This is a genomic window from Burkholderia multivorans ATCC BAA-247 (assembly GCF_000959525.1).
GTDB classification, from domain to species: domain Bacteria; phylum Pseudomonadota; class Gammaproteobacteria; order Burkholderiales; family Burkholderiaceae; genus Burkholderia; species Burkholderia multivorans.
Genome location: NZ_CP009832.1, coordinates 2,101,979 through 2,114,545, shown reverse-complemented (window position 1 = coordinate 2,114,545; position 12,567 = coordinate 2,101,979). Strand labels below are relative to the sequence as shown.

Sequence of the window (12,567 nt, the reverse complement as noted above, 5' to 3'; positions counted from 1 at the left end):
ATGGCGGCCCGCGCGATGCACGCCGCCCGCCCGGGCCGCCGCGCGCCGCTGCCGCCGCGGGGCCCGTCACCGATTCGCGTCCTTCAGGGGAGAACAAGACGATGGGCAAGCCGTTGCTGGGCCAGATGATGGACATGCCGCTGCTGGTGTCGTCGCTGATCGCGCATGCCGCGCGTCATGCGGGCGACACCGAGATCGTGTCGAAGCGGATCGAAGGCGACCTGCATCGCTACACGTATCGCGACTGCGAGCGGCGCGCGAAGCGGCTTGCGCAGGCGCTCGCGCGGCTCGGCGTCGAGGCCGGCGACCGCGTCGGCACGCTCGCGTGGAACGGCTACCGGCATCTCGAGGCGTACTACGCGATCGGCGGCATGGGCGCCGTCTGCCACACGATCAACCCGCGGCTTTTTCCCGAACAGATCGCGTACATCGTCAATCATGCGGAAGACCGCTACGTGCTGTTCGACATCAACTTCGCGCCGCTCGTCGAAGCGCTCGCGCCGCAGTGTCCGAACGTGCGCGGCTGGATCGCGATGACCGACGTCGACCATCTGCCGCGCGGCGCGATGCCGTACCTGTGCTACGAGACGCTCGTCGAGGCGGAGGACGGCGGCTACGACTGGCCGCGTCTCGACGAGCAGCAGGCGTGCGGGCTCTGCTACACGTCGGGCACGACCGGCAATCCGAAGGGTGTGCTGTATTCGAATCGCTCGACCGTGCTGCACGCATACGGCGCCGCGCTGCCCGACGCGATGAACCTGTCGGCGCTGGACGCCGTGCTACCGGTCGTGCCGATGTTCCACGTCAACGCATGGGGGCTGCCGTACGCGGTGCCGCTGACGGGCGGCAAGCTCGTGCTGCCGGGCAAGGATCTCGACGGCCGATCGCTCTACGAGCTGATGGAGGCCGAGCGCGTGACGTTTTCGGCGGGCGTGCCGACCGTCTGGCTCGGGCTGCTGAACTACATGCGCGAGGCAGGCGTGCGCTTCTCGTCGCTGAATCGCACGGTGATCGGCGGCTCGGCCTGCCCGCCCGCGATGCTGCGCACGTTCGAGGACGACTACGGCGTACGCGTGATCCATGCGTGGGGCATGACCGAGCTGTCGCCGCTCGGCACGCTCGCGAAGCTGAACTGGGCGCAGTCGCAGCGGCCGCACGACGTGCAGCGGCGGCTGCTCGAAAAGCAGGGACGCGTGATCGGCGGCGTCGACATGCGGATCGTCGGCCCGGACGGGCAGGAACTGCCGTGGGACGGCGTCGCGTACGGCGAGCTGCAGGTGCGCGGGCCGTGGGTGATCGACCGCTACTTTCGCAGCGACACCTCGCCGCTCGTCGACGGCTGGTTTCCGACCGGCGACGTCGCGACGATCGATGCGGACGGCTTCCTGCAGATCACCGACCGCAGCAAGGACGTGATCAAGTCGGGCGGCGAATGGATCAGTTCGATCGACGTCGAAAACGTCGCGATCGCGCACCCGGGCGTCGCGGAGGCCGCCTGCATCGCGTGCGCGCATCCGAAGTGGACCGAGCGGCCGCTGCTCGTCGTCGTGCCGCGCGAAGGTGCGAACCTGACGCGCGAGGCGCTGCTCGCGTTCTACGAAGGCAAGGTCGCGAAATGGTGGATTCCGGACGACGTCGTGTTCGTCGAATCGCTGCCGCATACCGCGACCGGCAAGCTGCAGAAGCTGAAGCTGCGCGAAATGTTCCGCGACTACGTGCTGCCGACGGCGGTCTGCGCACCGTAACGCGGGCGCGCGGCCGGCCCTTCGGTCGGCCGCCGTTATCGGCCGGTTGCCCTGGCCGGTCCCCTTGCGAGTCCCCTTGCCGGTCGCCTGCGATCCGCCCCCGGATTGCGCGCAAATTCAAATTGAACGACCGTGCTTTTTCGTTGTATGCTGCCTCCGTTCGATCCGGACATGCGGCCGTTCGACCGCGCACAATGGAAGCGCCGCCACCCCGGCGCGCGATGCATGGAGGCAGGCAGATGGCAGTGGATTACTCGACTCGCGACGGCGTCGCCGTCATCACGCTCAACAATCCGCCCGTCAACGGGCTCGGCCTGTCGACGCGGCTGGGCATCATGGACGCGCTCGAGCGCGCCGTGCACGATCCGTCGATCGCCGCGATCGTGCTGACGGGCGCCGGCCGCGCATTCTCGGGCGGCGCCGACATCACCGAATTCAATACGCCCAAAGCGCTGCAGGAACCGACGCTGCATACCGTGATCCGCGCAGTGGAGGCGAGCGCGAAGCCGGTCGTCGCCGCGCTGCACAGCGTCGTGATGGGCGGCGGTCTCGAGCTCGCGCTCGGCGCCCACTATCGCGTGGCCGCGCGCGGTGCGCAGATCGCGCTGCCCGAAGTGAAGCTCGGGCTGCTGCCGGGCGCGGGCGGCACGCAGCGCCTGCCGCGCGCGGTCGGCCTCGAGACCGCGCTGAACATGATCGTGTCGGGCGCGCCGGTGCCCTCCGAGCAGCTTGCCGAAAGCGGGTTGTTCGATCAGCTCGCCGACGGCGATCTGCTCGACGCGGCCGTCGCGTTCGCGCGCAAGGCCGGAGCGCAGCCGGGGCCGCATCCGCGCGTGCGCGACCGCAAAATCGTCCACGACAACGCGGCGGGCTTTATCCAGTTCGCACGCAATTCGGTGAAGGCCGCCGCGCCGAACTTCCCGGCGCCGCACAAGTGCATCGACGCGATCGAGGCCGGCGTGCTGCACGGTTTCGACAAAGGCAGCATCGCCGAGCGCGAAGGCTTCGTCGCGCTGATGATGACGCCGGAAAGCCGCGCGCTGCGGCACGCGTTTTTCGGCGAGCGCGCGGCGAGCAAGATTCCCGACGTGCCGGCCGACACGCCGGTGCGCGACATCCGCCGTGTCGCGGTGATCGGCGCGGGCACGATGGGCGGCGGCATCGCGATGAACTTCGTCAACGCGGGGCTGCCCGTCACGCTGCTCGAAACGAAGCAGGACGCGCTCGAGCGCGGGCTCGCGACGATCCGCAAGAACTACGACGCGCAGGTGAAGAAGGGCAAGCTCACGCAGGAGAAGCTCGAGGCGCGCATGGCGCTGATTGCGCCGACGCTGTCCTACGACGACGTGAAGGACGCCGACCTCATCGTCGAGGCCGTGTTCGAGGAGCTCGGCGTGAAGGAGCAGGTGTTCCGCAAACTCGACGAAGTCGCGAAGCCGGGCGCGATCCTCGCGTCGAACACGTCGACGCTCGACGTGAACCGGATCGCCGCGTTCACGAAGCGTCCGCAGGACGTCGTCGGCATGCACTTTTTCAGTCCGGCGAACGTGATGAAGCTGCTCGAAGTCGTGCGCGGCGCGCAGACGGCGAAGGACGTGCTCGCGACCGTGATGGCCGTCGCGAAGAAGATCCGCAAGACGGCAGTGGTATCGGGCGTATGCGACGGCTTCATCGGCAACCGGATGATCGAGCAGTACATCCGGCAGGCGCTGTTCATGCTCGAGGAAGGTGCGCTGCCCGCGCAGATCGACCGCGCGATCGAGCAGTTCGGCTTCGCGATGGGGCCGTTCCGGATGAGCGACCTGGCCGGCAACGACATCGGCTGGGCGATCCGCAAGCGCCGCTACGTCGAGCAGCCCGACCTCCATTATTCGAAGATCGCCGATCGTCTCTGCGAGCAGGGCCGCTTCGGACAGAAGACGGGCGCCGGCTGGTACGACTACGCGCCGGGCGATCGCCGCGCGCGGCCGTCGGCGCTCGTCGACGAGATGGTCGTCGCGTATTCGAAGGAGCGCGGCATCGAGCGACGCAAGATCGCCGACGACGAGATCGTCGAGCGGCTCGTGTTCGCGCTCGTCAACGAAGGCGCGAAGATTCTCGAGGAAAAGATCGCGTCGAAGGCGTCCGACATCGACATGGTCTATCTGACCGGTTACGGCTTCCCGCTGTGGCGCGGCGGCCCGATGCTGTACGCCGACATGGTCGGCCTCTACAACGTCGAGCGCGCGATTCGCCGCTACGCGGCCGCGCCGAACGGCGACGCGTGGCAGCTCGCGCCGTCGATCGCGGAACTCGCGAAGGCCGGCCGCGGATTCAACGGCTGACGCCACGCGGCGCCGCGCACCGACTCGCAAGGAGAAACGCAATGAAACGCACCGACGACGTGCTGCTCGTGATCGACGTGCAGTACGACTTCATGCCGGGCGGCGCGCTGGCCGTCGCCGACGGCGACGCGGTCGTGCCCGTGATCAACGCGCTCGCGCAGCGGTTCGAGCGCGTCGTGATCACGCAGGACTGGCATCCGCGCGAGCACGTGTCGTTCGCAGCGAATCATCCGGACGGCGAACCGTTCTCGACGATCGCGCTGCCGTACGGCGAGCAGGTGCTGTGGCCCGTGCATTGCGTGCAGGACACCGAAGGCGCGGCGCTGCATCGCGACCTCGACCTCCCGCACGCGCAGCTCGTGATACGCAAGGGCTGCGATGCGCGCGTCGACAGCTATTCCGCGTTCGTCGAAGCCGATCGCACGACGCGCACGGGGCTCGCGGGCTATCTGCGCGAGATCGGCGCGAAACGCGTCTGGTGCTGCGGGCTCGCGACCGACTACTGCGTCGCGTGGTCGGCGCTCGACGCGCGCGCGGCAGGCTTCGACGCCGCGGTGATCGACGATGCGTGCCGCGCGATCGACCTGAACGGCTCGCTTGCGCAGGCATGGCAGCAGATGCAGGCGGCGGGCGTCGCACGCGTGACGTCCGATGGCGTGCGCGCCAGCGCATAGCGCCGCCTTTCCACTCGATTCAGCACATCAGGCAGGAACGAAGGAGACTCGCATGACCGAAGCCGTAATCGTATCGACCGCACGCACGCCGCTCGCGAAATCGTGGCGCGGCGCCTTCAACATGACGCACGGCGCGACGCTCGGCGGCCACGTGGTCGCGGCGGCGCTCGAGCGCGCGAAGCTCGACCCGGCGCGCGTCGAGGACGTGATCATCGGCTGTGCGAATCCGGAAGGCGCGACAGGCGGCAACATCGCGCGGCAGATCGCGTTGCGCGCGGGGCTGCCGGTCAGCGTGCCGGGCATGACGGTGAACCGCTTCTGCTCGTCGGGGTTGCAGACGATCGCACTCGCCGCCCAGCGGATCATCGCGGGCGAGGGCGACGTCTACGTCGCGGGCGGCGTCGAATCGATCTCGTGCGTGCAGAATGAAATGAACCGGCACATGGCGTACGAGGGCTGGCTGCTCGAACACAAGCCGGAAATCTACTGGACGATGCTGCAGACGGCCGAGAACGTCGCGAAGCGCTACGGGATCTCGAAGGAGCGTCAGGACGAATACGGCGTGAACTCGCAGCTCAAGGCCGCCGCCGCGCAGGAAGCGGGGCGCTTTCGCGACGAGATCGTGCCGATCACCGTGCGCGCCGGCATCGCGGACAAGGCCACCGGCCGCCTGTTCACGAAGGAAGTGACGGTGTCGGCCGACGAGGGGATCCGTCCGGACACGACGCTCGACGGCGTGTCGAAGATTCGTCCGGCCGTGCCGGGCGGCGTGATCACGGCCGGCAATGCGAGCCAGTTTTCCGACGGCGCGGCCGCGTGCGTCGTGATGAGCGCCGCGGCCGCGCAGCGCGAAGGGCTGCAGCCGCTCGGCGTGTTCCGCGGCTTCGCGGTGGCCGGCTGCGAGCCGGACGAGATGGGCATCGGCCCCGTGTTCGCGGTGCCGAAGCTGCTGAAGCAGGCAGGGCTGAGCGTCGACGACATCGGGCTCTGGGAGCTGAACGAAGCATTTGCGGTGCAGGTGCTCTATTGCCGCGACACGCTCGGGATCCCTGACGATCGCCTGAACGTGAACGGCGGCGCGATCGCGGTCGGCCACCCGTACGGCGTGTCGGGCACGCGGCTGACCGGCCACGCGCTGATCGAAGGCAAACGGCGCGGCGTCAAGTACGCGGTCGTCACGATGTGCATCGGCGGCGGGCAGGGCGCGGCCGGCCTGTTCGAAATCGTCTGACGTTTCGCCTGCCGTGCCGGCCGCCGCGCGACTGCGGCGCGCGCGGCACGGCGCTCTTCACGACGGCCGCCGCCTGCATGCGGCATGCCGGCCGTAATGCCGTTTCCCCTCACTTGTCAAACGAATCGCCGCTCCTATACTTGCTCTGACATTTGCCTTTCGGAACAGAGGGGCCGACGCGCGCGCCATGGCCGGGTCGCGCGCATGCGGCTGCGACACGCGAATCGGCGGCAAATCGATCGGGGAACGAATTGAGTACGACCTTTGCAGCCGGGGAACCGCCCCGCGTCGTGAGCGCGGCTGCGCGGATTTACGCGAAATGCCTGCTGGTCGGATTCGCGCTGCTGCCGGCCTATCTGATCGCCTACCTGTGGTTCTTCGCCGATCCGCGCGCGATCTTCGAAAACCACGCGTTCCATGAAATCGCGATTGCGGCCGCGACCGTCGAGGGCGCGTTCGTCACGTACGTCACCTGGGTCTGCTATCGATCGTCGGGCGAACCGCTGTTGCGCTGGCTGACGCTCGGCTTTCTCGGCTTCGCGACGATCTACGCGCTGCACGGCGTGTTTACCGGCGCCGCGCATCACAACATCTGGCTGTTTCTGCTCTACGGGCCCGCGTCGCGGCTCGTGATGGCGATCCTGCTGCTGACCGGCCTGCTGTCGTATTCGCGCCCGCCCGACCGCGCCGACAAGCGCACGAGCGCGCGCACGTGGCTGTCGTGGCTCGTCGGCTTCGCGCTCGTCGACGTCGCGGTCGCGTATCTCGCCTATTCGCCGATCGCGGGCGCGCTCGGCACGCGGCTCGCGATGGAGGGCGGCGCGCTCGTATTCTCGCTGCTGAACGTCGCCGTACTGCTCGCGCGACGCATCCGCTCGCCTCTGATGGTGATCTACGGCGTGTCGATCACGGCGTTCGCGCTGTCGTCGCTCGCGTTCCTGCTCGGCAAGCCGTGGAACCACATGTGGTGGCTCGCGCACGCGATCTTCGCCGGCGGCTTCTTTCTGCTCAGCTACGGCGTCGTGCAGGCGCTGCAGACGACGCGCTCGTTCTCGGCGATCTACAGCCAGCAGGATCTGATGAGCCGCCTCGCGGAATCGATGGCGCGCACCGAGAGCGCGCTGCTCGAACTGCGACGCACGAACCAGAAGCTCGAATACATGGCCGCGACCGATCCGATGACGGGCGCGTCGAACCGCCGGCAATTCATCGCGCAGGTCGAACGCGAGATCGGTCGCGCCGAGCGCGACGGCATGCCGTTCTGCCTGCTCGCGCTCGACCTCGACAATTTCAAGCACATCAACGATGCGTACGGCCATCAGATCGGCGACGAGGTGCTGCGTGGCGTCGTGCGCCAGTGCCTCGACGCGATCCGGCCGAGCGGCGCGCTTGCGCGCGTCGGCGGCGAGGAGTTCATGGCCTTGCTGCCCGAGATGCCGCTCGAGGGGGCACGGATGACGGCCGAGCGCGTGCGTTCGTCGATCGCCACTGCGCCGTTCGGCCTCGACTTCAAGCGCGTGCAGGTCACGGTCAGTGTCGGTGTGGCGCAGTACGGCGTCGACGGCAGCACGGTGGACGCGCTGTTGCGCGTCGTCGACGAACGGCTGTATCAGGCCAAGCGGGAAGGACGCAATCGCGTCGTCGCGCGGTGACGCTTTGCGGGGCAATACGTTGGCGCGGACCGCTGCGAGAGCGTGCCGTCCCGTGCGTCGCCCCGGACGGCGAAGCCGTGCCGGGGCGCCATCGCGTGGTCGACCGCCGCGTAATCGACGCGCGCTGCGCTAGCGCGACGCGGCCGCTGCGATGTGCGTCGCGCCATCATCCTGCAGCCGCTGCGACGCCTGCCACCAGTACCTGCCCGCGCGCAGCTGCGGATCGCGGATCGCGAGATACGTCGTGCTCCAGAGCTGCGCGGCGTTCGCCTCGGTCGCATCGGCGCTGCGCGTGCCGAATGCGTCGGCGTGGTACTGCCCGTTCGCGTAGGACCACGTCCACATCTCCGAGGTGCGCATGTCCCGGCCGTTCGCGATGACCTGCCACACGGTCTGCCGCGCCTGCGTGAGCAGCGCACGTGTCGTATCGGAGAGGTCCTGGCGCGCGAGCTGCCGATCGAGTCCGGCCACCCACATCGCCTGTTGCCACGACCAGATCACGGTGCCGTGATACGCGGAACTCGTGAACTTCGGCCACAGCGACGGATTCGCATACGCGGGGTTGGCGATCAGCATCCCGACGTCGGTGACGAGGCCGGTCGGGAACGGCCGGATCGCGTCGGCGACGATCCGCTGCAGTTGCGCCTCGGGCGGTGTGCCGAACAGCAGCGCGAAGCCGCCGTCCGAGTTCATCACCGGAATCGGATGGCCCTGTTCGTCGAGCGACAGCGCGTAGAACGCGAGCGGCGCGCTCGGCGCGGTGCCGGCCGGCACGCCGGCCGTCGGCGCATACGCGGCTACGTCGGCCGCCGCCTGCGCGGCCGGTACGCCGACTTCGAACAGCGGCGGCGCTTGCTGCTCCCATACCGCCGCTTCGTTCGCGGTGTCCGCGAGCGAAGCGCGCTGGTTCGCATCGAGATACGGATCGAGCAGCCCGCGCGCGAGGAACGCGTTCGCCGCGCGCAGCGCGGCCGGCACGAGCACCGCGTTGACGTCGTACGGGTACACGCCGCCGCCGAGCCCGTCGGTACTGTCGCGCCAGTTGCCGACGATCTCGCCCGGTCGCAGATGAATCAGGTTCGCGACCGCGGGCTGCTGCGCGAACGGCCGCGCGGTGTCGGCGACGTGCAGCAGGTTGGCGACGAGACGGCTGCCGTTCGTCCGTCCGTCGCTGCCGCGCTGCGCGAGATACGCGGCCGCGCGCGCCTGGCCGCGCGGATCGTCGATCAGCCATGCCGCGGCGATCGGCGCGAGCAGATAGTCGCTGTCGATCATCTTGTAGTCGTAGGTCGGCGTCGCATCGTCGGGGCGGCCGTTCTTCCGGTTGTCGATTAGCGCGAATTCGCCGATGCCTTCCTCGTGTGCGACCTTGCCGTCGCTCGACAGCCGCTCGAGCACCGACGACAGCCCGGCCTCGATTGCCGGCGCTTCGAGCACCGGCATCAACATGCGCACGGAGATCAGCGTGTCGCGGCCGAAGTAGGTGTCGTATTGCCACGAGCCGGCGAGCAGCTTGTCGTGGAAGCTCAGGAACTCGAGGACGTTCTGGCTCACCGGATCGGGGTTCGCGGACGAGGTCAGCAGATCGGCGTGCGTGATCGGCGACAGCGGGGTCTCGCCCGACAGCGCATCGATGTGCAGCTTCAGCACGTGCGAGCCGGCGGCCGCGCGCAGCACCAGCTTGCCGCCCGACGCGGTCGCGATGCTGCCGCCGTCGCGCAGCGTGATGCGCAGCGCGTAGCCGGGCGCGCCGTCGATCCGGTCGCGCTGCCATTGCGCGGTGCCGCCCTGCACGGCGGGCGCGACGACGATGTCCGGCGGAATCGATGCGCCGCCGTTGAAGTCGCGCAGAAAGCGCACGTTGCTGAGCAAGGCCTCGCGGATCGTCAGCGTGTCCGTATCGACCGAGACGTCCGCGCCGATGCCGTACAGCGGACGGCCGCGCGCGTCGGGCGCCGACAGCGCGGCCGGCGGCGTATCGAGGCTCCAGTTCACCGCTTGCGCGGTATCGTCGAACCACAGCCCGGTGCCGCTGTTGCCGGCCGGGAAGACGACGAGCAGGCGCGGCTTCGTCGACGAGCGCATCAGTAGATGCGCGGCCACCTTGTCCTGGCGGAAGAATGCGTTGATCTGTCCGCCGGTGTCCATCCGGAACGACAGCGCGGCCTGATTCGACGGCGCGGTGGCGGGCTGAATGTCGTCGTTGCACGCGGCGAGCAGCGCGGCGCAGACGACACCGATGCAGAGCGACTTCGCGAAGCGATGCATGTCATATCCCTCCTGATGACTGACGTCGTTGTTATGGGGCGATCGGCGCGCGGCTTGTTTTTTGTCGGGTGCGAAATTGCGTCTTTACGTTAATCGGGCGATAGGAGAAGCGATGGAAATCGAATGAGAATGACGGGAGGCCTTTTAATGGATCGGTAGAACGAGATGATTCAGAATGCGCAAATGCGGTTGTTCGAATAAACGTTGCGGGCGCAACGTACACGCCAAGCCAATGCAGCCGATAACGGAATGTAATCCGTCGTACGAATTCTAGGAGTCGGATAAAGCGGCAGTCAATATCGGTTTCGAATGAATTCGAATAATGGTGGTTAAAAAATTCCTGTAATTATTTCCTGACGAATCGGCAAAATACGAAAATTTGACGGAACCGATCCGCGCGCAGCGATGCGATTTGGGAAAAATGGAACGGCAATGAACGCCGGTATCGCCGATTCGATGTCAGGGCGACATGCAATGGTGTCGATGCTTCATTGAAGTCTGCGCGTGCCCCGCTCGCAGCGCGTCCCGATGAAGCGCCGTCGCGAGCAATCGGCATACCCGCGCTCGACCGCGCGGCTCGGCCATCGCGCCGCATCACCGCGCATGCGCGCACCCGCATGCGGCAAGTTTGGTAGGCTTGGAGTCTGCCTGCGCCGGCCGCGGATCGCGCGCGATCCGCGATGCGCGCGCGGCAGGCAGACCGACATGACGAGCCGGCGCACCGACGCCGGCTTTGCGATTCTCACGAACCGGAGCGAACGAAGTGATTAGACATATTGTCATGTGGAAGCTGAAGGAATCGGCGGAGGGCGCGACGCGCGCGCAGAACGCGCTGAAGCTGAAGGAAAAGCTCGAAGGCTGCCGCGACATCGTGCCGGGCATCCTGCAGCTCGACGTCGGCGTGGCGACGCCGGGTCTCGAAGCCACCTGCGACGTCGTGCTCGTGTCCGATTTCGCGGATCAGGCGGCGCTCGATGCGTACCAGGTGCATCCGGTTCACCAGGAAGTGAAGAAGTTCGTCGTCAACGTGGTCGAAGGGCGGCAATGCCTCGACTATCTGGTCGACGGTACGCGATGAGCGACGCGGGAACCCGGACGGACGGCCCGTCGATCGAGAGCCCGTTCGTCGACTTGCTCGGCGTGCGCCTCGTGTCCGCGAAGGACGGTGCGAGCGAGATCGCGCTCGCGCTCGACGAGCGGCACATGAACACCTGGAGCATCGCGCACGGCGGCGTGACGATGACGCTGTCGGACATCGCGCTCGCGATGGCCGCGCGCAGCCTGACCGACGACGGCGTCGGCGTCGTCACGGTCGAGATGAAGGTCAACTTCATGCAGCCGGGCCGCGGCGAGCTGCGCGCTTACGGCCGCGTGATGCACCGCTCGACCACGATGGCGTATTGCGAAGGCGAGGTGCGCGACAGCGACGGCAATTTCGTCGCGAAGGCGCTCGGCACGTTCAAGTACATGCGGCGGCTCGCGGTCGGCCGCGACATCAAGCGGCAACGCACACGCACGGCGCCGGACGCGCAGCCCGGCCCGAGCGACGCGTAAGCGGCGCACGCGCGGCCCTGTCGGCGACGGCAGGGCCGTTTCCTTTGCAGGACGGCGCGCAGCCGCGCCGGCGGCGCCGCGTTACGCGGTGGCCGCGAACCGGAGACAGCGATGAATACGATCAACCGTCAGGTGCTGCTCGTGTCGCGCCCGCAGCAGGCGGCGAGCGTCGACAATTTCAGGCTCGTCGAGACGCCGCTCGCGCCGCTGGCCGACGGCGAACTGCGCGTGCGCAATCATTTTCTGTCGCTCGATCCGTACATGCGCGGCCGCATGAACGACGCGAAATCGTATGCGCCGCCGCAGCCGCTCGACGAAGTGATGATCGGCGGGACGGCGGGCGAGGTGATCGAGTCGCGCCATCCGGACTTCGCCGTCGGCGATCGCGTGGTCGGCCAGTTCGGCTGGCAGGAATACGGCACGTCGAATGGCGCCGGGCTGCGCAAGGTCGACACGTCGCGCGTGCCGCTGTCCGCGTGGCTCGGCGTGACCGGCATGCCGGGCGTGACGGCGTGGGTCGGGCTGAACCGCATCATCAAGCCGAAGGCCGGCGACACGATCGTCGTCAGTGCGGCGAGCGGGGCGGTCGGCAGCGTCGTCGGCCAGCTCGCGAAGCGCGCCGGATGCCGCGCGGTCGGCATCGCGGGCGGCCCCGACAAATGCCGCTACGTGGTCGATACGCTCGGCTTCGATGCGTGCGTCGACTACAAGGCCGGCCGGCTCGTCGACGATCTCGCGGCCGCGACGCCCGACGGCGTCGACGGCTGCTTCGAGAACGTCGGCGGCGCGGTGCTCGATGCGACGATGGCGCGGATGAACGCGTTCGGCCGGATCGCGGTGTGCGGGATGATCGCCGCCTACGACGGCGCCGCGGCGCCGCTCGCGAATCCGGCGCTGATCCTGCGCTCGCGGCTGACGATGCAGGGCTTCATCGTGTTCGAGCACGCGGACGCGTGGCCGCCGGCGCTCGCCGAACTGGCCGAGCTCGTCGCGACGAAGCAGCTGCACTACCGCGAGACGATCGCCTACGGGCTCGAGCGTGCGCCGGAAGCGTTCATCGGGATGCTGAAGGGCCGTAATTTCGGCAAGCAGCTCGTCCAGCTCGTGTGACGCAGGCGT

The 12,567-nt window shown here is 68.1% G+C and carries 9 protein-coding genes; 8 read left to right on the top strand and 1 reads right to left on the bottom strand.

Annotation, left to right across the window (positions count from 1 at the left end):
* Positions 1 to 101: 101 nt before the first annotated feature.
* From NP80_RS22195 to NP80_RS22175, 5 genes are all read left to right on the top strand, one after another.
* Positions 102 to 1,745, top strand: coding sequence for a 3-(methylthio)propionyl-CoA ligase (locus NP80_RS22195; protein ID WP_006407744.1), 1,644 nt, complete (start codon positions 102 to 104; stop codon positions 1,743 to 1,745).
* Positions 1,746 to 1,984: 239 nt separating this feature from the next.
* A complete protein-coding gene (locus tag NP80_RS22190; protein WP_006411886.1) occupies positions 1,985 to 4,069 on the top strand; it encodes a 3-hydroxyacyl-CoA dehydrogenase NAD-binding domain-containing protein in 2,085 nt (694 codons plus the stop codon).
* Between the two features lie 41 nt (positions 4,070 to 4,110).
* Positions 4,111 to 4,743, top strand: coding sequence for a bifunctional nicotinamidase/pyrazinamidase (gene pncA / locus NP80_RS22185; protein ID WP_006402259.1), 633 nt, complete (start codon positions 4,111 to 4,113; stop codon positions 4,741 to 4,743).
* A 52-nt stretch (positions 4,744 to 4,795) separates the two neighbouring features.
* Entirely contained in the window at positions 4,796 to 5,974 is a 1,179-nt protein-coding gene (locus tag NP80_RS22180; protein ID WP_006411887.1) for an acetyl-CoA C-acyltransferase, read from the top strand.
* A 251-nt stretch (positions 5,975 to 6,225) separates the two neighbouring features.
* On the top strand, positions 6,226 to 7,626 hold the full coding sequence (locus NP80_RS22175) for a sensor domain-containing diguanylate cyclase (RefSeq protein WP_035948266.1): 1,401 nt from the start codon (positions 6,226 to 6,228) through the stop codon (positions 7,624 to 7,626).
* Between the two features lie 129 nt (positions 7,627 to 7,755).
* Here NP80_RS22175 and NP80_RS22170 read toward each other — a convergent pair whose 3' ends face one another.
* On the bottom strand, positions 7,756 to 9,894 hold the full coding sequence (locus tag NP80_RS22170) for a glucosidase family protein (protein WP_006411892.1): 2,139 nt from the start codon (positions 9,892 to 9,894) through the stop codon (positions 7,756 to 7,758).
* A gap of 763 nt (positions 9,895 to 10,657) precedes the next feature.
* Here NP80_RS22170 and NP80_RS22165 point away from each other — a divergent pair.
* The 3 genes from NP80_RS22165 to NP80_RS22155 all read left to right on the top strand — a co-directional run bounded on the left by NP80_RS22165 (position 10,658) and on the right by NP80_RS22155 (position 12,558).
* On the top strand, positions 10,658 to 10,972 hold the full coding sequence (locus NP80_RS22165) for a Dabb family protein (RefSeq protein ID WP_012213202.1): 315 nt from the start codon (positions 10,658 to 10,660) through the stop codon (positions 10,970 to 10,972).
* On the top strand, positions 10,969 to 11,448 hold the full coding sequence (locus tag NP80_RS22160) for a PaaI family thioesterase (RefSeq protein ID WP_006402265.1): 480 nt from the start codon (positions 10,969 to 10,971) through the stop codon (positions 11,446 to 11,448). The genes NP80_RS22165 and NP80_RS22160 overlap by 4 nt, the downstream gene beginning before the upstream one ends.
* A gap of 111 nt (positions 11,449 to 11,559) precedes the next feature.
* Positions 11,560 to 12,558 carry an NADP-dependent oxidoreductase gene (locus tag NP80_RS22155; RefSeq protein ID WP_006411882.1) on the top strand — a complete coding sequence of 333 codons (999 nt, stop codon included), beginning with the start codon at positions 11,560 to 11,562 and terminating at the stop codon, positions 12,556 to 12,558.
* Positions 12,559 to 12,567: the final 9 nt, after the last annotated feature.